The sequence below is a fragment of the uncultured Phocaeicola sp. genome (assembly GCF_948499155.1).
Lineage (GTDB): Bacteria > Bacteroidota > Bacteroidia > Bacteroidales > Bacteroidaceae > Phocaeicola > Phocaeicola faecalis.
This window is the reverse complement of sequence record NZ_CAOOSE010000002.1, coordinates 99143-119799: the sequence shown is the minus strand read 5'-3', so window position 1 is coordinate 119799 and position 20657 is coordinate 99143. Positions and strand designations below refer to the sequence as shown.

The following is a 20657-nucleotide window of genomic DNA, read 5'->3' as shown; positions in this document are numbered from 1 at the left end:
TTAAAAACGTACAGGGTGTTCGATATCGGACACCCTTTCTTTTTTGTTTGGTGTTGATAATCAAACTATTGTTCCTTTGGCATGAATGTTGCTTCATATTTGATACGGAAAAAAATAATAAAACAACAATAGAATTATGGACAGAGAAATTCCAAAAGAGGTACGTGATAAAGAGCGTAAGAAAATGTTGGTTAAATATGGTGCGATAGGCATTGCTGGCGTTGTATGCATAGCTTTGCTGATTTCTTTTATGCGGAGCAGTGTGAACCGGAAGGATCTGGTATTCTCGGAAGTGGATAGCGGGATAATAGAAGTAAGTGTGAGTGCTTCCGGTAAGGTGGTTCCGGCTTTTGAGGAAATTATCAATTCGCCTATCAATACCCGTATTGTAGAAATCTACCGGAAGGGGGGGGACAGTGTGGATGTGGGAACACCGATTCTTAAGCTGGATCTTCAGAGTACGGAGACGGAATATAAGAAATTGCTGGATGAGGAGCAGATGAAGCGTTATCAGTTGGAGCAGTTGAAGGTGAACAACAATACTTATCTGAGTGATTTGGCAATGCAGGTGAAGATTTCTGCCATGAAATTGAACCGTATGGAAGTGGAACTTCGTAATGAAAGATATTTGGATAGTCTGGGGTCAGGAACTACGGATAAAGTGCGTCAGGCTGAATTGAACTTTAATACGGGAAAGTTGGAGCTGGAACAGCTCCGCCAGCAGTATGCGAATGAAAAAGAAGTCAAGGCAGCCGACCTCAAAGTGAAGGAATTGGAATTTAATATCTTTACAAAGAGCCTGGCCGAAATGAAGCGGACATTGGATGACGCCCAAATTCGTTCGCCGCGCAAAGCCATTCTTACTTATATTAATAATCAGGTCGGTGCACAGGTCCCGCAAGGTACACAGGTGGCTGTCATCTCAGATTTGAGCCATTTTAAGGTGGAAGGTGAAATAGCCGATACGTATGGCGACCGTGTAGCGGCAGGAGGACGAGCCATTGTTAAAATCGGTAATGAAAAACTCGAAGGTACCGTGAGCAGTGTCACACCGCTGTCAAAGAATGGTGTAATTTCGTTTACCGTTCAGTTGGTGGAAGACAATAACAAGCGTCTCCGTTCAGGACTGAAAACGGATGTATATGTGATGAATGCTGTGAAAGAGGATGTGATGAGAATAGCAAATGCTTCTTATTATGTAGGCCGTGGCGAATATGAATTGTTCGTGCAGGACAGTGATAATGAGATTATAAAGCGTAAGGTACAGCTTGGCGACAGCAACTTTGAATATGTGGAGGTGGTGAGCGGACTGCAACCCGGTGATAAAGTGGTGGTCAGCGATATGAGCAACTATAAGAACAAGAACAAGTTGAAAGTCAAGTAGGGACAGTTACAACATAAACGAAGAAATAAAACTCTCTCTTTAATAATAAGTATTTCATAGGGGGATTGACGGAGAACCCGGGTCCTTTGCCGGGTTCTTGGTTTTAATCAACCTTCAATCTATATTCGTTCTCGATATGATTATACTTTATGTAAAACAGGCGTGGGAAATGGTGAAACAAAACAAATTGTTCACCTCCATTTATGTAGCTGGCACAGCCCTTGCCATTGCCACTACCATGATTATGGCTGTTGTTTATACCGCACGTAATATCAGTCGCATCAGACCGGTAGATGCGCTTCGCGATGAATAAAATAAACATTTTAATCTATCTAAGAAATGATAAAACAATATTTAAGACAAGCATGGACACTGATAAAGCAAAACAAGCTTTTTACTTCTATCTATGTGGTGGGTACAGGGCTTTCCATTGCCTTGACCATGACTATATTCATTATCTTTTATGTGAAGTTTGCTCCGATTTATCCGGAGTACAACCGTGATAGGATATTGATAATTAAGGCAATGAAATGTTATCCTAGGACAAATAAGGAAAGTTGGAATTGTAATAGCGGTGCTTCCTACTATCTGGTGGATAAGATGCTGAAAGATTTACCTCATTTGGAAGCTATCGGTGCCGGTACACAGGATTTTATGGGTAATAATACGATAGCTTTGCCTGATAAGAAAGAGGTAATGACGGTAAATCCATACTATGCTGATTCCGGGTTCTGGTCTGTGTTCTCTTTTCGCTTTTTGACCGGGAAACCTTTTACTCAGGCTGATGTAGATGCCAGTTTGCCTGTAGCTGTTTTGTCGGAAAGCCTTGCTAAACGCATTTTTGCTTCGACAGATGTAGTAGGGAAATATTTCACCCTCAATGGTAAGGAGTTTCGTGTGTGTGGAGTTGTGCAAGATGTGTCGAATGCCACTCCTGATACGGCAGGTGACTTATGGATACCTTTGTTTTTACAATCATGGGTGTCCCGAACGTCTGAGGGTGAGAAACTGATAGGTAATGCCCATATTTATATGCTTGCTCCGACATCGGCTGATAAAGAAGCTTTGCGTGCCGAAGTACAGGATGTTTTTCGCAAATACAATCTTCAGACTTCCGAATATGAAAATGATTTGATGGAGCAGCCTGATGATTTTTGGAAAAGCACGTTCCGAAAGAATTCTTGTGGTGCACCCGATATAAAAGGGGAGGTGATGGGAATAGTATATATATTGTTGGCCCTGCTTTTCATTCCCGCCATGAATTTGAGCGGCATGATTTCATCGCGTATGGATCATCGTTTGTGTGAGTTGGGTGTACGCCGGGCGTATGGAGCCACCAATAAAATATTGTTGGGACAGGTGTTGTGGGAAAATCTGCTGTTGACTTGCCTGGGCGGGTTGGTCGGTATCTTCATATCCTACTTGATTGTACTGAGCGCAAGTGACTGGATACTTACCTTGTTTGATAATTATGTCGATGATCCGACAAAGACTCCGTTCCTCACCTTCGAGATGTTGTTCAATCCGGCAGTGTTTGGCTTTGCTTTCGGGCTTTGTGTGCTGCTTAACCTTATTTCGGCATTTGTACCTGCCGTATGGTCTTTGCGCCGCACTATCATTCAGTCACTTAATTCAAAACGCTAAAATGGAGATACGATTATGATAAAGAAAATTATATGTCAGTTGTGGAACCAGCGAAGAATGAATGGCTGGATATTTATAGAACTGGTTATTGTCAGCTTTTTCCTTTGGACGGTGGTCGACCCTATTTATGTGCTGACCGCTACCGGGCTTATTGATCCGGGGTATGATGCGCATGAAAAATATGTAGTAAAGATAGATGCTTATGATGCTTCCAATACGAACTATCAGCAGGAAATGGCTACAGATTCTCTCAACAAAGAGGCTTATAGTCGCATTATCCGTGTGGTGCGTGAGCTTCCTGAGGTGAAAGATTTCTCTGTCGCTTCCACTGCCAGTTTCCCCAATTGTGGTTCGTGGAACGGAGCACAGATATTTAGTGACACGGCAAACATTGAAAATGATAAATACGTGCATACGCAGTATTATGAAATGTATATGCAGGACGGCAGTAATATGTTTCGCACTTACGGCATGAAAGATGCTTTTACGGGAGAGGAGATACATATACCGGCAGATGTGGCAACGCGTCATAAAGTGTTTGTATCGGAGTCTTTGGCACGGGCTCTTTATGGAAAAACGGATGCGGTGGGGCAGAAGATATATTTTAGGAATAAGAATAGTTTTGAGATTGCCGGTGTGTTTAAAGATTATAAGCACCGCAAGTATGAGCAGCCTTACCCTTTGTTGGTATGGGCGTATAGTGAGATAGAAGGTAACACTTATATGCATTGGAGATATAGCATCACTTTTTCGCTGAAAGAGGGAGTAGATGCCGATGTATTTGAGCAACGTTTCAATAAAGAAGTGATGCTCCAACTTAAAGCGGGTAACTTTTATTGTGCCGGGCTTCAGTCTTTCGAGGAGGTCAGTTATCTGTATGCACAACGAAGCGGTGTCATCAATCAGCTTCGCCTGAAATATTCGTTAGCCGGATTTGCGCTACTCTGTATTTTCTTGGGGATGGTAGGTACTTTCTGGATTCGCTGCAATGCACGCCGTCAGGAGATAGGTATCATGCGTAGCATGGGAGCATCAGAAAATTCAGTCCGTAATCAGTTCCTGACGGAAGCTTTTTTATTGGTAACGGTTGCTTTTGTGGCGGCTCTTCCGGCGGTTGTCCATCTGGTGCACGAAACAGGGTTTGCCACTTTCTCTTCGGGAGGCGGAATGGCAGGATGTAATATGAGTTTATGGCAAAACCAACCTGTGGCCCATTTTTGCATCGTTACACTGATAACTTATATCATATTGCTTGTTATCGCCTTGGTAGGTACCTATATACCGGTGAAGCGCGCTTCACATATATTGCCTGCCGATGCTTTGCGTGACGAATAGTTCCCGATACTCACAAAATCGGGCAGAGTGTTCGTTTTCGGACACTTTAGACTGGAATCAAGCTGTTGAAAATAAGATATTTATCTGTTTGGCATAGCTTTTGAACATTAAAAGATAATGGATTAGATAAAGATAATAATAACAATTAAAAATAAAAACGATTATGGCAATGATTAAATTAACCGGTATCAACAAGATTTACCGTACAAATGAAATTGAGACCTTGGCACTTGAGAATGTAAATCTGGACGTGGAAAAAGGTGAGTTTGTAAGTATCATGGGGCCCTCAGGATGTGGAAAATCTACCCTTCTGAATATCATGGGCCTGCTGGATGCGCCCAGTAGCGGTAAGATTGAGATAAACGGTACGTCGGTGGAAAACATGAAAGACAAAGAACTGGCGGCTTTCCGTAACAAGACGCTTGGTTTTGTTTTCCAGTCTTTCCATCTGATTAACTCATTGAATGTGATTGACAACGTGGAACTTCCTTTGCTCTATAGAAAAATGCCGGCCAAAGAACGTACACGTTTGGCAAAGGAAGTGTTGGAGCGTGTAGGGCTGAGCCATCGTATGCGCCACATGCCCACTCAATTGTCGGGTGGTCAATGCCAGCGTGTAGCCATTGCGCGTGCCATTGTCGGTAATCCTGAAATAATCCTTGCCGATGAGCCCACCGGTAACTTGGATTCAAAGATGGGTGCGGAAGTGATGGAACTATTGCATAAACTGAATAAAGAAGACGGACGCACCATTGTAATGGTAACTCACAATGAAGAACAAGCCAAACAGACTTCACGCACGATTCGCTTCTTTGACGGACGTCAGGTGATGTAAAACCTGTTTTGGTAGATAGGATTGTTGCGCTATGATATATTGATGAGTATTATCGGCATACCGGGTCTGTTCTTTGCCATTAGCGTTACCTGGTTATTGATGGCGCTAATGATTGTTTTCGGCATTTGGATGCCTGCTACACAAGCTATGAAGATTCAGCCTGCCGAAGCGTTGCATGAGGAATAAGAATATATATAGATACAATGATGAAATAAATTTTAGTGTAAATGAAGAAGATAATACAACAAGCCTTTTTTCAGTTGCGTAATCAGCCCTTGCTTAGTGTGATAACCATTTTGGGTACCGCACTTGCCATCGCCTTGATTATGGTGATACTGATAGTATATCAGGCAAAGACGGCAGATTATGCCCCTGAAGTGAACCGTTCCCGTTCGCTTTACGTCAAGTGGGAACGTACTGTCTATGATAAAAAAGACCCCAACAGTGCGGGGCACTCCCGTCCTTCATTGTGGCTGGTAAAGGAGATATTCTATCCCTTGACTACTCCGGAAGCGGTTACCGCCACTTACGAGGGAGGAGAGGTTCTTGTGGGTACCATCGGTTCCGATGAAGAAATGAATACTCCGCTTATGTTGACCGATGCCGCTTTCTGGAAAGTATATCAATTCCGTTTCTTGGCGGGCAAGCCTTTTACCGAAGCCGATTTCCAATCGGGATTGAAGCAGGCAGTCATTGCCAAGAGTGTGGCACGCCGGCTTTTCGGAGGGGTGGAGAATGCCATAGGAAAAGATATTCTGGTTAACTTTGCCACCTATACAGTATGTGGTGTGGTGGATGACGTGAATCGTTTTTGTGAGTTTACCTGGAGCGAAGTATATGCGCCCTACACCTCTAATGCTGTGGCTAACGAGGCGGAGGCGGGGCAGACCAGCGGCAATAATGTCATTACCATCCTTGCCCGTTCCACCGACGACTTTGATGCTATCCGCAATGAAGTGGCTCGTAGCGTGGCGCAGATAAACACGACCTTGGGTGATATGGAATTGCAATTGATGGGGCAGCCCGATAATTTCCGTATGCAGCTCAATCGTAAGTTTGCCAATCAATACGAGAACCTGAATGCCAATTTCTGGAAGTATGGTATTATGATACTGATTATTCTTTTGGTTCCTGCCATCAATTTGAGTGGGCTGACCAATACCCGTATGCGTCGCCGTTTGGAAGAACTGGGCATCCGCAAGGCTTTTGGTGCGACTCGCAATGAACTGGTATGGCAAGTATTGAACGAAAATCTGGTACTGACCGTTATGGGCGGACTGTTAGGATTGGCATTATCCTATCTGTTCTTGTGGCTGATGAGTGACTGGTTGCTACAGACGGTATGGGGAGCCACCGCTACGATGAACGTTTCCATGATAAGCCCCCTGATATTTCTTGTTGCATTTGGCTTTTGCTTGATACTCAATATGTTTTCGGCCTATGTGCCTGCATGGAGAGTGGCGCATACTCCAATTGTAGATTCGTTGAACGAAAAACTCTGAAACCATGCTGATACATATATTAAAGATTATAAAGAACAACCTTCGCGCCAATTTGCTTTTGGTGGCTGGAATATTTGTGATTGCCACTTCTTTGTGGTATGCCGTAGACTATGTATATGCTGTGGCGGTCAACGGACAGAAATCTCTCGGCTTTGAATGGGAGAATGTTTATTATATACAAGTGGGTGTGTTGCCTCAAGAAAGTTTGGAACGTGATACGGCCAGCCGTTCTCCCGAGACGATGACCGGTGAATATCTGGAATTCTGCAGTCGCTTGCGGCGCCATCCTGCAATGAAGGATTTGTGCTATACCCGTATGCATTTCCATTATGTGTGGAAGAATGGGACTCAGACTGTCTTTCGTGATACTTTGCAGGCAAGTGCTTATACGCGCATGGTCAGTCCCGGTTATTTCGCCGTGTTCGGGGTGAAGGGGGCAGACGGATGCTCTCCCGAAGAACTTTCGAAACGTGCCCGCCCCGAAGAAATGGTGATGACGGACAATCTTGCACGTTACCTGATAAGTGGAAAAGGAAGAAAGGAATATACGCCCCGCAAAGGTGTGGAAATGGTAGGCAAGCTCGTGAGCTTCAATAAGGATGGAAGCGATTCTGTCCGGGTATCTGCTGTTTGCGAAAATCAGAAATACAACGAATATACTTCGCAACAAGCGGCATTTTATTATGTCCGTAATGATGGATTTAAATGTACGTATGCCAGTATTCCTTATCAGGACTTGTTCATTCGCGTAAAGGCGGATGCCGACCGCCCCGGCTTTGTAGAGTCTTTCCGCAAGGAGATGAAGAAGCAGCTTCGGGTGGGCAATCTCTATTTGGCGGATATGCGTCCGATGAGCCAGTTCCGCAATGAACAATTGTCGGATTACCGCAGCGAACTTTATACTTATCTGGCTATTGCCGGTTTCTTCTTGATTAATGCATTCTTGGCGGTACTTGGCACTTTCTGGTTCCGTACCCAACACCGTCGGGAGGAACTTGCCATCCGACTCACTTCGGGAGCTACACCTCGTAGTCTTATGGGGCTATTGATGGGAGAGGGCATCTTGTTGGTTACCTTTGCTTATATTCCGGCATTGTTCGTTGCCTATAATCTGGGTGTTTCCGATTTGGTAAACACGTGGCCGGTGGAATGGAGTATCGGGCGTTTTGTTATCGGAGGAATACTCACTTATCTGCTTTTGTTGTTGGTAGTGGTGTTCAGTATTTGGTTCCCGGCTCGTCAGGCTATGCAGATTCAGCCGGCCGAGGCGTTGCATGGGGAATAAGAGTATGAAAGGAAAGTTGATAAAAGTTGCTTTCACGCATTGCACCCATTGAATCCCTTTGTTTATCGGTGTTTGATGTGAAAGGAAGCGGTGAAGGTTGCTTTCACACGGGAATCCCCATGAATAGGAGGTTTGAGCACCGTTATGTGTGAAAGGAGATTTCATCAGTTTCTCTTTCCTAAAAAGACCTTGTTCTTTTCGAAAAACTTCAAGGTCTTTTTTGAAAGCTTCAAGGTCTTTTTTAAAAAGGCCTAGGTCTTTTTTCTAAAAGACAAACACAATGATGTACTGATGGTATATTATTAATCATTTTATATAAATATGTAATGAAAAGAAAACTATTTTTTATTTGTCTCCTATCTTTAGTGTGTATCGTAGGTATGGCTCAAGATATTACTAGATTTTATTTTGCCGGCTATAGGGTTGTGGTTATACCATCTGAAGAATTCCGTATCGATATCAAACACCCGGAATTGGGAGAAAAGAAGATAAAGGGAAATACATTGAGTCTGAAGTTGATAGATGCGGAAGGAAAAATGCCCAAGGATACTGTCATCGTGTATACCAATGCTATTCGAGAGATAAGGATGGACTATTCGGTGTTGGCCATGGAGAAGGCATTCACGGTTGATTCACTGAATATAACTTTGGGTTCTTCGCATGGAGCAATTGCAGTCGATGCCAATTTTTTAAATATCAGCTTGAATGCCGCAAGTAATTTGGTTGTAGCGGGAAAATGCAAGAAATTAAGAACCCGGACTAATGGTAAAGGTAATGCGCTTAACTTGGATTCCTTTCTTGTCGAATCAAGAGAGTAGTGTTAAGAGGCAATGACAAAGATAAATAATCAGCTGTTCGTATATGAATAGAGTGTTCGATTTCGGACACTCTATTTTTATATTAACTCCTTATTATTCAATGATATAAACTTTTGGCATGCCATTTGTCTGTTCTCTTGCAAAAAAGAATCATAAGACAATGAAGAAAAAAGTAATATCTCTGTTTATGTCCATCGGCCTTTCAATGACCGTCGGAGCGCAGACACAGACTGAAGAACATCAACGTCCCATTACGCTTGACGAGGCAATTGTGATAGCCCGCACTCAGAGTGTGGATGCAGCCGTGGCATTGAATGAATTGAAAACCGCTTATTGGGAATATCGTACTTTTCGTGCCAATCTGTTGCCGGAAATGAATCTGAAGGCTACACTGCCCAGCTATAACAAAAAATATAATTCATATCAGCAGGAGGACGGTACTTATACCTATGTCCGTAATAATAACTTGCAGATGAGTGGCGAATTGTCCATTGACCAAAATATTTGGTTCACAGGCGGTACGCTTTCGTTGAACTCTTCTCTTGATTTCCTGAAACAATTGGATGGTGACAAGTCTAAACGCTACATGTCCGTGCCTATCGCCTTGACGCTGAACCAGCCTATCTTCGGCGTTAATAACATCAAATGGGATCGCCGTATAGAGCCTGTGAGATATGCCGAAGCAAAAGCCTCATTCCTCAGTGCTACCGAGAATGTGACAAGAACGACCATCAATTATTTCTTCAATCTTTTGTTGGCAAAAGAAAATGTAAATATAGCCCGACAGAACTTGGAGAATGCCAAGAAGTTGCACGAAGTGGCAAAGGCTAAGCGCAGTATGGGGCAAATTAGTGAAAATGATTTATTGCAATTGGAATTGAATGTGCTGGATGCCCGTTCTACCTTGACCGATAACGAGAGTACCTTGAAAAGCCGTATGTTCCAACTTCGCTCTTTTTTGGCGTTGAGCGAGGATGAAGACTTGGAACCGGTCGTTCCGGGAAGTATCCCTTCGGTTTTGCTTAATTACGATGATGTGCTCGACAAGGCACTGACTAATAACTCTTTTGCTCAGAATATCCGTCGCCGTCAGTTGGAGGCTGATTATGAAGTGGCAAAGGCAAAGGGCGACCTTCGCGAGATTACTCTTTACGCTCAGGTCGGTTTTACGGGAACGAATAATGAGCTGAACACCGCATACCGTAATCTGAAAGATAATCAGATAGTGGAAGTCGGCTTCAAGATTCCTATTCTGGACTGGGGCAAGCGCAGGGGGAAAGTAAAGATTGCAAAGAGCAACCGCGATGTGGTGGAAAGCAGATTACGTCAGGAAACAATGAACTTCAACCAGGATCTTTTCATCCTTGTAGAGCAGTTTAACAATCAGCAGATGCAGCTTCAGATAGCCAATGAAGCGGATAAGATTGCCGAGAAGCGTTATAATACCAATGTGGAGACTTTTATGATTGGAAAGATTTCCACACTCGACCTGAACGATTCTCAGTTGAAGAAGGACGAGGCGCGGCAAAAGCATATCAATGAATTGTATGCCTATTGGTCTTATTACTATCAGATTCGCAGCCTTACTTTATGGGACTTTACGGACAATACAGGCATTGATGCGGATTTTGAGAAGATTATCAAGCAGTAATTGAATAATAATTTCTATTTTTGCATCATTATGATATTGATTATAGACGATGATAGTGCCATCCGTTCTTCTCTCAGCTTTATGCTGAAGAGAGCAAAGTATGAGGTTCAGGCGGTTGCAGGTCCGCGGGAAGCGATAGAAATTGTCCGTTCTGTGGCTCCTCAATTGATTTTGATGGATATGAATTTTACTTTGTCCACCACCGGAGAAGAAGGATTGACGCTTTTAAGGCAAGTAAAGATATTCCAACCCGATGTTCCTGTGATATTGATGACCGCATGGGGAAGTATTCAGTTGGCCGTGCAGGGTATGCAGGCAGGAGCTTTCGATTTTATCACGAAGCCGTGGAACAATGTCGCTTTGATGCAACGTATAGAAACGGCTCTCGAACTGACTGCCGATAAGCAGAAGCCTGAAGTGCCGGTAGTGGACAATGACGGTTTTGACCGTAGCCATATCATCGGAAAGAGTAAGCCGTTGATGGATGTGCTGGCTACCATCAAGAGGATAGCCCGCACCAATGCGTCTGTGCTGATTACGGGCGAAAGTGGAACCGGCAAGGAGTTGATAGCCGAAGCGGTGCATATCAATAGTCCCCGTGGCAAGAAACCGTTCGTAAAAGTAAATTTGGGAGGCATTTCGCATACATTGTTTGAGAGTGAGATGTTCGGCCATAAGAAAGGAGCGTTTACGGATGCCACTTCCGACCGTATGGGACGTTTTGAACTGGCAGACAAAGGAACTATCTTTTTGGATGAGATAGGAGACTTGGACTTGAGTTGCCAAGTGAAATTGCTTCGGGTGTTGCAGGAGCAGACCTTTGAGGTTTTGGGTGACAGTCGTCCCCGTAAGGTGGATATCCGTGTGGTGAGCGCTACCAATGCCGACCTCGCCCAAATGGTTCAGGAGCATACTTTCCGTGAAGATTTGTTCTATCGCATTAATCTGATAACGGTACATCTTCCTGCCTTGCGCGAACGCCGTGAAGACATTCCCTTGTTGGTGCGTCATTTTGCCGATAAGCAATGTGAGGCAAACGGCTTGCCTAAAGTGGACTTTACGGTAGAAGCGATGGACTACCTCAGCCGATTGCCTTATCCGGGGAATATCCGCGAATTGAAGAATCTGGTGGAGCGCACGTTGCTGGTGAGCGGTAAACAGGTGCTGATGTCCGAAGACTTTAAAGCGCAATACCAATGTCCGTTGGAGCCGAAAGTGACTGCCAACTTACAGGGTATGACGCTGGAAGAGATTGAAAAGCAAACCATTTTGCAGACATTGGAGAAGTATGGTAACAATATGTCTCAGGTAGCAACGGCACTCGGTATCAGCCGCGCTGCCCTTTATCGTAGATTGGAGAAGTATAATATTGTGGTAAACGATTAAATTGGAACATGAAGCTGAAGTTCTTTTTCTTCATACTTTCATTACTGTTGCTGGCTGTCTGGGGAGTCTTGCTGGTGCTTTCCCTTAAGGAACGTGGCATGCTTTTTTATATGGTGGAGGGACTTATTACTTTCAGCCTCATCTTTCTTGTCTTTTTTTACCGTAAGGTGGTTAAACCGTTGGATACTATCGGCAATGGTATGGATTTGCTTCGCGAACAGGATTTCAGTAGCCGGCTCACTCTGGTGGGACAGAAAGAGGCGGATCGCATTGTTCTCGTCTTCAACCGCATGATGGAGCAATTGAAAGATGAACGACTGCGCTTGCGCGAGCAGAATCATTTTCTTGATTTGCTGGTCAGCGTATCTCCAATGGGACTGATTATCCTCACTCTTGACGGACATATTTCAATGATTAATGCTGCTGCGCTCCGTTATTTGGACTATGCGGCAGGTGATGAAGTGAAGGGGCGTTTGCTTTGTGAGCTTACCTCACCTTTGGCGGAAGAGATAGAACGCATACCGAAAGATGCCAGTGAGACGGTTCGCCTGAGTGACTCCATGATTTACCGTTGTTCGCGGCTTTCGTTTGTCGACAGGGGATTTGCCCATCCGTTTATCTTGATAGAGAGCCTGACTTCCGAGGTGGTAAAGGCGGAGAAGAAGGCTTATGAGAAGGTAATCCGCATGATTGCGCACGAAGTCAACAATACGGTGGCGGGCATTACTTCTACCCTTGATACGGTGGATGGTGCTTTGGAATGTATGGACGATACCGAAGATTTGCGCGAAGTGATGAAGGTATGTGTGGATCGTTGTTATAGTATGAGCCGTTTCATCACAAACTTTGCCAATGTGGTGAAAATCCCCGAACCACAGTTACAATCGGTTTGTCTGAATGAGCGTGTGGCAGCCTGTAAAATGTTTATGGAGACTGTTTGCCGCAATCGTAATATTACGCTGCACATGACTTTATGTGATGAAAATCCGCGTGTCAATATGGATACATCCCTATTTGAACAGGTGCTGGTGAATATTATAAAGAATGCCGCCGAGAGTATCGGTGGAGAAGGCAATATCTTTATCCGCACCTCTGTCTTTCCCACCATGCTTGAAATTGCCGATACAGGGGCCGGCATCAGTAAAGAGGTGGAGGCGAAATTGTTCAGTCCTTTCTTTTCCACCAAGCCCAATGGACAGGGTATCGGCTTGATATTTATTCGTGAAGTGCTGATGAAGCATGGATGTACGTTCTCTTTGCGCACTTATTCTGACGGATTGACCCGCTTCCGTATCCGTTTCAATGCTTAATCTTGCTCTTGTAGACTTCACCCCGTCCTATTACTTCCTTTACAAAATTGAAAGTTTCCACTCCACGGAAATAGCCATTCTTGCAAACAGGATCGTTGAAGTATTCTTCATTGCTTTTCAGAAGGATATAGTCGGCCACATTGTTGTCCCAAATGTACTTGTTCTTTCCGTATTTCTCGGCCAGTGCCATGGCGTCTGTGACATGTCCGATACCGGCATTGTAGGCTGCCAGAATAAACTTAATCCGTTCGTCGGGGTCGGGAATACGGCTGAAAGAGTTGGCAGTGGCGGCAATATATTTCACGGCTGCTTTAATGCTTTCTTCCGGGTTCTGTTCCATTCCGGCGGGAACACCCATGGCCCGTGCGGTGCGGGGCATCAGTTGCATTAATCCTTTGGCACCTGCCCATGAGACAGCGGTAGTGTCGAAGTTCGATTCCGTATAGGCCAGCGAAGCCAGCAACCGCCAGTCCCAGTCAATCTCTTTGGCATATTTCTTGAATAACGGGTCATAGTGGGATATCTTTCCTTTCTGTACGGATAGGATAGAGCCGTGAGGCATCCGCTTGCTGATTTCAAAGTAACGTTTACTGCTTGCCCGGTAAGACGGAGAAGTCATGTTCTCCTGATGCCATCGGGTAGCTGCAGCTGCCAGCAGGGGAGAGGTTTTTCTTACCGCCCACGAAGCACGTTGGTCGAAACTGATGGCAAGGGAAATGTTCAGATTCGGATAATATGTTTTGTTGAGTTTGGCCAGGTCGTTGTCGCAGACGGCATAATCGATGCTGCCGTTGGACACCTGCATGATGAGGTCTTCGGTGGTAACACTGTCGTTCTCTACTTTATGAATCAGGATGCCGCCGCCCAGTTCCTTGTCCAGGTTTATCAGGCGGTCGAGGTACTTGCCGGGTTTCACATACACTTCTTTACCTATCAGTTCGGTCACATTCTTCAGGGGGGGCACCTTGTTGCCGTTTCGTTGCACCAGCACTTGGTGGGTGATGATGTCTTCACCGCAAAACTCTACGCTGTCTTTAAACTCCTTCGTGATGGGAAGGTTATAAGCTATTAAATCGCCTTCGCCGGCCAGTAATTTATGTACCAGGTCGTGTGTATTCTTGGCAACTTCCACCTTTAGTTTCACACCGAGTGAACGGGCGAACTGTTCGGCCAGTTCATATTGAAACCCCATCGGTTCGCCCCGGTAGTTGAAATAAGAAGTCGAACTGTTGAGGGTCAGCACTACTAATTCCCCGCTGTCTTTTATTTGCGGCAAATCATAATTTGTCACTTCATTGCTCTGCGGCTTCGGGCGGCACGCCATCATGCAGATACAGGCGAGAAGAAGTAGCCAGACTTGTTTCATTTGCCCAGAATCTTTTCGATATATAACTTAAGGATTTCAATCGCCTTCTGATTGTTGCCTCCATTGGGGATAATAATGTCGGCATACTGCTTGGTCGGCTCGATGAATTCATCATGCATCGGCTTCAGGACATTGCGGTATTTGTCTATCAGCATTTCCAGAGGATGCCCTCTTTCCACCATGTCACGGGTAATGACACGCAACAGACGTTCGTCGGGTTCTGCATCTACAAAAATCTTCAAGTCCATCAGGTCACGCAATTCCTTGTCGTACAAACTCATAATCCCTTCTACGATAATGACTTCCTTTGGCTCTATATGAATGGTTTCGGAAAGACGTGTACATACAATATAGGAATAGGTGGGCTGCTCGATGGAGTGTCCTTTGCGCAGCTCGGCTATCTGTTGCTCAAAAAGCGGCCAGTCAAAAGCGTCGGGATGGTCGAAGTTAGTCTGTTTACGCCTTTCCAAAGGAAGGGAAGATTGGTCGTTGTAGTAAGAATCTTGTGGAATAACAGCAACGGAACCTTCGGGCAGGCTCTCTATTATTTTCTTGACTACGGTGGTCTTTCCTGAACCGGTTCCTCCGGCTATACCAATAATTATCATAATAATAGGATGTATTTTAAAACAAAACTGTTATTTTTGCATCAGGCTACTTGCGTTAGCCGGTGTTTAGTTACAAAAGTAGAATAATTAATTAAAATATCAAGTATGGTAAAGCATATAGTTTTATTTAAATTGAAAGAAACACTTCCGCAGGAAGAAAAACAGAAAGTGATGAATGATTTTAAGGTTGCTATCGAAGCATTGCCCGCAAAGATTAATTTCATTCGCAAGATATTTGTCGGTCTGAATATCAATTCTGCCGAAGCGTGGGATATTTGTTTGGAGAGTGAGTTTGATACATTGGCAGACGTCAATGCGTATGCAACTCATCCCAATCATGTGGCGGCTGCCGGCATCCTGAAAGATGCGAAAGAAGGACGCGCATGCGTGGATTACGAATTCTAAATGTAGCTTATGAAAAAGATAATCAATCCCTGGAAGGGGATGGAAGGATATAATTGCTTTGGCTGCGCACCCAATAACGAAGCCGGAGTGAAGATGGAATTTTATGAAGATGGCGACGAGGTAATCAGCATTTGGAAACCTCAGCCACAGTTCCAGGGATGGATTGACACGCTGCATGGCGGCATACAGGCTGTGTTGCTGGACGAGATTTGTGCGTGGGTGATTCTGCGCAAGATGCAGACCACCGGTGTGACTTCGAAGATGGAAACCCGCTATATGAAACCTATCAGTACGAATGATTCACATATCGTGCTGCGTGCTTCTATCAGGGAAGTGAAGCGCAATATCATTTTGGTGGATGCGGCTATCTATAACAATAAGGAGGAATTGTGTACCAAAGCGCTTTGCACTTACTTTACTTTCTCGCAGGAGAAGGCAAAAGAAGAGATGCACTTCTTGCATTGCGATGTGGAGAACGACGAACAGCTTCCTTTAATTTGAAAGAAAAACCGAAGTTTTTATGATAATTATTTGCTGTATTCATTTTAATACTTTATTTTTGTCGCAAATAAAAAGAAAAACTATGGTTAGAACAGCTACACATCATCATCATTTTCCTAACGAATAACGCGGTGGGCTGTGATGATATTGTAGTATGATGATATAAGGGCTTGCCGATGCGGTAAGCCCTTTTTTATTCACTTGAACAATAATAATCAAAAGATAGAAAATATGCTTAGAATTGCAGTACAATCCAAAGGCCGTTTGTTTGAAGAGACAATGGCATTGCTACAGGAAGCGGATATCAAGATTTCCTCTTCCAAAAGAATCTTATTGGTACAATCCTCTAATTTTCCCATCGAGGTGCTTTTTCTTCGTGATGATGATATTCCCCAATCCGTGGCTAGCGGTGTGGCCGACTTGGGCATTGTGGGGGAGAATGAGTTTTTGGAACGCAAAGAAGATGCAGCCGTTATTAAACGGCTGGGGTTCAGTAAGTGCCGTTTGTCTTTGGCCATCCCCAAGGATGTGGATTATCAGGGCTTGTCTTGGTTTGAAGGCCGTAAGATTGCCACTTCCTATCCGGGTATCTTGAAGGAATTTATGCAGAAGAATGGCATCAATGCAGATATTCATGTCATCACCGGTTCGGTGGAGATTGCTCCGGGAATCAGTTTGGCAGATGCTATCTTTGATATTGTGAGTTCGGGTTCTACATTGGTCAGCAACAGTCTGAAGGAAGTGGAAGTGGTGATGAAGAGCGAGGCATTACTGATTGGAAACAAGAATATGTCCGAAGATAAGAAGGAGATATTGAATGAATTATTGTTCCGCATTGAAGCGGTGAAAGCGGCGGAAGATAAGAAGTATGTATTGATGAATGCGCCTGCCGACCGGCTGAAAGAGATTATTGCAGTATTGCCCGGCATGAAGAGCCCCACGGTGATGCCTTTGGCACAAGAAGGTTGGTGCTCTGTACATACGGTGTTGGATGAGAAACGTTTTTGGGAGATTATCGGAAAACTGAAAGCATTGGGAGCGGAAGGTATCCTGGTATTGCCCATAGAGAAGATGATAGTGTAGAACGAGAAGGTATTCCATCTTTAAAAAGAAAGACTATGAAGAAAATTATATATCCCGATAAAGCAGAATGGGCGGACATACTCCGCCGTCCTGCCCTCAATACCGAAACGCTTCGCGACACCGTGAAGGAAGTGCTGGACCGCGTAAAAGCAGAAGGAGATAAAGCCGTCATTGAATACGAGGAACGATTTGACAAAGTGAAACTTGACTCGTTGGCTGTGACTGAAGCGGAGATGGCGGAGGCGGAAAAAGAAGTTCCTATCGAACTGAAAGCTGCTATCATGCTTGCACAGAAGAATATTCATGCCTTCCACGCTGCGCAGCGTTTTGAAGGAAAGAAAGTACAGACTGTTCCGGGAGTCACTTGCTGGCAAAAGGCGGTTGCCATTCAGAAAGTCGGGTTGTACATTCCCGGTGGCACGGCTCCGTTGTTCTCTACCGTGTTGATGTTGGCTACTCCTGCACAAATAGCCGGTTGCAAAGAAATAGTTCTTTGTACTCCTCCCGATAAAGCGAGCAAGATTCATCCTGCCATCCTCTATGCGGCAAAGTTGGCGGGAGTCAATAAGATATTCAAGGCAGGCGGAGTGCAGGCTATCGGTGCAATGGCATACGGGACGGAGAGTGTGCCGAAAGTCTATAAAATATTTGGCCCCGGCAATCAATACGTGATGGCTGCCAAACAGCAGGTTTCTCTGCGTGATGTGGCCATCGATATGCCTGCCGGTCCTTCAGAAGTGGAAGTACTGGCAGACGAGACGGCCAATCCCACCTTTGTTGCCGCTGATTTGCTTTCGCAAGCAGAACACGGAGTGGATAGTCAGGCGATACTGGTGACTACTTCCGAAAAACTGATGAAAGAAGTGGAATACGAAGTACAACGGCAGTTGGCTTTGCTTTCCCGTTGGGAAATCGCGGAGAAATCTTTGGCCAACAGCAAACTGATATTAGTCAGAGATATGGATGAGGCAATTGCTTTGACCAATGAATATGCTCCCGAACACCTGATAATCGAAACCAAGGATTATGCGGAGCAAGCCGAACGCATCGTCAATGCCGGTTCTGTGTTTCTGGGAGCTCTGTCTCCCGAGAGTGCGGGCGATTATGCGTCGGGCACTAATCATACGCTCCCCACAAACGGTTATGCCAAGGCTTACAGCGGAGTGAGTCTGGATAGTTTTATACGGAAGATAACGTTTCAGGAAATTACTCCTGAAGGTATTCAGATTATCGGTCCCGCCATCGAAGTTATGGCGGCCAACGAGCAGCTGGATGCGCATAAAAATGCTGTTACTGTCAGATTAAAAGCAAAGTAAAAAAGAGACTATATGAAAGAGTTGAATGAATTGACGCGCCCCAATATCCGGGCTTTAAAACCTTATTCATCGGCACGTGACGAATATAATGGGGCGGAAGCGTCTGTCTTTTTGGATGCGAACGAAAATCCCTACAATACTCCGAACAATCGCTACCCTGACCCGATGCAGCGTGAACTGAAGAATATGATAGCACCTGTCAAGAAAGTCAAACCGGAGAATATCTTTTTAGGGAATGGCAGCGATGAGGCGATTGATTTGGTGTATCGTGCTTTCTGTCGCCCGGGAGTGGATAATGTGGTGGCTATCGACCCTACCTACGGCATGTATCAGGTGTGTGCCGAAGTGAATGATGTGGAGTATCGTAAAGTCTTGCTGGACGAGAATTATCAGTTCAGCGCAGACAAACTGTTGGCGGCGACGGATGATGATACTAAATTAATATTTCTCTGTTCGCCCAATAACCCGACCGGGAATGCATTGGACCGTGAAGAAATTGAAAAAACATTATCCGCTTTTCAGGGTTTGGTTATCATTGACGAAGCTTATTCCGATTTTTCGGATGTACCTTCTTTCCTGCCTGCTTTGGAGAAGTATCCCAATCTTATCGTTTTTCAGACCTTCTCCAAAGCATGGGGCTGTGCTGCTATCCGGTTGGGCATGGCGTTTGCTTCTCCCGAAATTATCTCGATTTTCAGCAAGATAAAGTATCCTTATAATGTGAACCTGCTGACACAAAAAGAAGCTATTGCCATGATGCACCGCCATTATGAGGTAGACCGTTGGGTGAAATCACTGTTGGAAGAGCGTGCACGCCTCATCAATGAGTTTATTCAATTGCCGTGCTGTGAGAAGATTTATCCGACGGATGCCAATTTCTTCTTGGCAAAAGTAACGGATGCAAAGAAAATATATGCTTACTTGGTAAGCAAAGGAATCATTGTACGCAACCGCACCAACGTTTCTTTGTGCCGTGACTGCCTACGCATTACTATCGGTACTCGTCCCGAAAATGATACGTTGCTGGAAGCACTGAATGCCTTTGCCGTGTAGCTTGGTAAACAAAAAGATTGTAACAGATGAAGAAAGCATTATTTATAGACCGTGATGGTACATTGGTGGTGGAACCGCCGGTAGACTATCAGCTCGATTCGTTCGAGAAACTGGAGTTTTGTCCTAAAGTATTCCGCAATCTGGGCTTCATTCGGAGTAAGTTGGATTATGAGTTTGTTATGGTTACCAACCAAGATGGGTTGGGAACAGATTCTTTCCCGGAAGACACCTTCTGGCCGGTGCATAATCTGGTGCTGAAGACATTGGAAGGGGAGGGTATCACATTCGATGATATCCTGATAGACCGCAGCTTTCCCGAAGACAATGCTCCAACCCGCAAACCGCGTACCGGGATGATGGGCAAATACATGATGGGAGAATATGACCTTGCGAACAGTTTTGTTATCGGCGACCGTGCTACAGATGTGGAACTGGCCAAGAATTTGGGCTGCAAGGCTATTTTGCTTCAAGACGATAAAGAGATTCTGAAGGAAAAGAATCTGGAAGCATATTGTGTGTTGGCCACGACGGATTGGGACAAGATAGCAGAATTTCTGTTTGCCGGAGAGCGTATTGCCGAAGTCCGCCGTACAACGAAAGAAACAGATATATGGGTTCGTCTTAATCTGGATGGTAGCGGCCAATGCGATATCTCTACCGGGCTCGGTTTCTTTGACCACATGTTGGAGCAGATTGGTAAGCACGGCGGCATTGACCTTACTGTCCGCGTGAAGGGTGATTTGGAGGTGGATGAACATCATACCATCGAAGATACGGCCATTGCATTGGGAGAGTGTATTTATCAGGCATTGGGCAGTAAGCGGGGAATTGAACGTTATGGCTATTGTCTGCCCATGGACGATTGTCTTTGTCAGGTGGCTTTGGACTTCGGCGGTCGGGCGTGGCTGGTATGGGATGCCGAGTTTCATCGTGAAAAGATAGGAGAGATGCCTACCGAGATGTTTCTCCATTTCTTTAAGTCACTGAGCGATGCAGCGCGTATGAACCTGAATATCAAGGCGGAAGGTCAGAATGAACATCATAAGATAGAAGGCATCTTTAAGGCTCTGGCGCGTGCCATGAAGATGGCGGTCCGAAGAGATATCTATCATTTTGAGGTACCGTCCAGCAAAGGGTGCATTTAACGATGACGAGTGTACCGGAAATACTGATAA

At 44.8% G+C, this 20657-nt stretch carries 20 protein-coding genes; 18 read left to right on the top strand and 2 right to left on the bottom strand.

The genetic code is table 11. The features are described 5' to 3' along the window. The first annotated feature begins 136 nt into the window (after positions 1 to 136). The 12 genes from QYT14_RS02350 to QYT14_RS02295 all read left to right on the top strand — a co-directional run bounded on the left by QYT14_RS02350 (position 137) and on the right by QYT14_RS02295 (position 13150). On the top strand, positions 137 to 1384 hold the full coding sequence (locus QYT14_RS02350) for an HlyD family efflux transporter periplasmic adaptor subunit (protein WP_237038874.1): 1248 nt from the start codon (positions 137 to 139) through the stop codon (positions 1382 to 1384). A 136-nt stretch (positions 1385 to 1520) separates the two neighbouring features. After that, positions 1521 to 1697, top strand: coding sequence for a hypothetical protein (locus QYT14_RS02345; protein WP_288324268.1), 177 nt, complete (start codon positions 1521 to 1523; stop codon positions 1695 to 1697). A 26-nt stretch (positions 1698 to 1723) separates the two neighbouring features. Continuing rightward, positions 1724 to 3028, top strand: coding sequence for an ABC transporter permease (locus QYT14_RS02340; RefSeq protein ID WP_288324269.1), 1305 nt, complete (start codon positions 1724 to 1726; stop codon positions 3026 to 3028). Between the two features lie 15 nt (positions 3029 to 3043). Continuing rightward, on the top strand, positions 3044 to 4363 hold the full coding sequence (locus QYT14_RS02335) for an FtsX-like permease family protein (protein WP_288324270.1): 1320 nt from the start codon (positions 3044 to 3046) through the stop codon (positions 4361 to 4363). A 169-nt stretch (positions 4364 to 4532) separates the two neighbouring features. Continuing rightward, positions 4533 to 5198 (top strand): ABC transporter ATP-binding protein, encoded by a 666-nt coding sequence (locus QYT14_RS02330; RefSeq protein ID WP_005940428.1) that lies wholly within the window; start codon positions 4533 to 4535, stop codon positions 5196 to 5198. 42 nt (positions 5199 to 5240) lie between these two features. Further along, complete coding sequence (locus tag QYT14_RS02325; protein WP_288324337.1) at positions 5241 to 5384, top strand: hypothetical protein; 144 nt, start codon at positions 5241 to 5243, stop codon at positions 5382 to 5384. A gap of 41 nt (positions 5385 to 5425) precedes the next feature. Then, positions 5426 to 6700 carry an ABC transporter permease gene (locus QYT14_RS02320; protein ID WP_237038880.1) on the top strand — a complete coding sequence of 425 codons (1275 nt, stop codon included), beginning with the start codon at positions 5426 to 5428 and terminating at the stop codon, positions 6698 to 6700. A gap of 4 nt (positions 6701 to 6704) precedes the next feature. Next, positions 6705 to 7985, top strand: coding sequence for an FtsX-like permease family protein (locus tag QYT14_RS02315; RefSeq protein WP_288324271.1), 1281 nt, complete (start codon positions 6705 to 6707; stop codon positions 7983 to 7985). A gap of 326 nt (positions 7986 to 8311) precedes the next feature. Further along, entirely contained in the window at positions 8312 to 8803 is a 492-nt protein-coding gene (locus tag QYT14_RS02310; protein ID WP_289307041.1) for a DUF2807 domain-containing protein, read from the top strand. A 160-nt stretch (positions 8804 to 8963) separates the two neighbouring features. Continuing rightward, positions 8964 to 10454 carry a TolC family protein gene (locus QYT14_RS02305; RefSeq protein ID WP_237038885.1) on the top strand — a complete coding sequence of 497 codons (1491 nt, stop codon included), beginning with the start codon at positions 8964 to 8966 and terminating at the stop codon, positions 10452 to 10454. Positions 10455 to 10484: 30 nt separating this feature from the next. After that, positions 10485 to 11840, top strand: a complete 1356-nt coding sequence (locus QYT14_RS02300; RefSeq protein WP_237038886.1) for a sigma-54 dependent transcriptional regulator — start codon at positions 10485 to 10487, stop codon at positions 11838 to 11840. A gap of 8 nt (positions 11841 to 11848) precedes the next feature. After that, the gene (locus tag QYT14_RS02295; RefSeq protein WP_288324273.1) at positions 11849 to 13150 is read left to right on the top strand and encodes an ATP-binding protein; all 1302 of its coding nucleotides are present in this window, start codon (positions 11849 to 11851) and stop codon (positions 13148 to 13150) included. On the opposite strand, the gene QYT14_RS02290 is transcribed toward QYT14_RS02295, so the two are convergent. Next, on the bottom strand, positions 13140 to 14516 hold the full coding sequence (locus QYT14_RS02290) for a transporter substrate-binding domain-containing protein (protein WP_288324274.1): 1377 nt from the start codon (positions 14514 to 14516) through the stop codon (positions 13140 to 13142). The two genes, QYT14_RS02295 and QYT14_RS02290, sit on opposite strands and share 11 nt — an antisense overlap. Continuing rightward, a complete protein-coding gene (gene udk, locus QYT14_RS02285; protein WP_237038889.1) occupies positions 14513 to 15124 on the bottom strand; it encodes a uridine kinase in 612 nt (203 codons plus the stop codon). Before udk ends, QYT14_RS02290 begins: the two co-directional genes overlap by 4 nt. A 105-nt stretch (positions 15125 to 15229) precedes the next feature. On the opposite strand from udk, the gene QYT14_RS02280 reads away from it, so the two are divergent. The 6 genes from QYT14_RS02280 (at position 15230) to hisB (ending at position 20627) form a co-directional block, all read left to right on the top strand. After that, entirely contained in the window at positions 15230 to 15529 is a 300-nt protein-coding gene (locus tag QYT14_RS02280) for a Dabb family protein (protein WP_237038890.1), read from the top strand. Positions 15530 to 15538: 9 nt separating this feature from the next. Beyond that, the gene (locus QYT14_RS02275) at positions 15539 to 16030 is read left to right on the top strand and encodes a PaaI family thioesterase (RefSeq protein WP_237038891.1); all 492 of its coding nucleotides are present in this window, start codon (positions 15539 to 15541) and stop codon (positions 16028 to 16030) included. Positions 16031 to 16261: 231 nt separating this feature from the next. After that, the gene (gene hisG / locus QYT14_RS02270; RefSeq protein ID WP_288324275.1) at positions 16262 to 17113 is read left to right on the top strand and encodes an ATP phosphoribosyltransferase; all 852 of its coding nucleotides are present in this window, start codon (positions 16262 to 16264) and stop codon (positions 17111 to 17113) included. Positions 17114 to 17148: 35 nt separating this feature from the next. Then, positions 17149 to 18429 (top strand): histidinol dehydrogenase, encoded by a 1281-nt coding sequence (gene hisD, locus QYT14_RS02265; RefSeq protein WP_288324276.1) that lies wholly within the window; start codon positions 17149 to 17151, stop codon positions 18427 to 18429. Between the two features lie 12 nt (positions 18430 to 18441). Continuing rightward, a complete protein-coding gene (hisC, locus tag QYT14_RS02260; protein WP_288324277.1) occupies positions 18442 to 19482 on the top strand; it encodes a histidinol-phosphate transaminase in 1041 nt (346 codons plus the stop codon). A gap of 26 nt (positions 19483 to 19508) precedes the next feature. Beyond that, a complete protein-coding gene (gene hisB, locus QYT14_RS02255) occupies positions 19509 to 20627 on the top strand; it encodes a bifunctional histidinol-phosphatase/imidazoleglycerol-phosphate dehydratase HisB (protein ID WP_288324278.1) in 1119 nt (372 codons plus the stop codon). Positions 20628 to 20657: the final 30 nt, after the last annotated feature.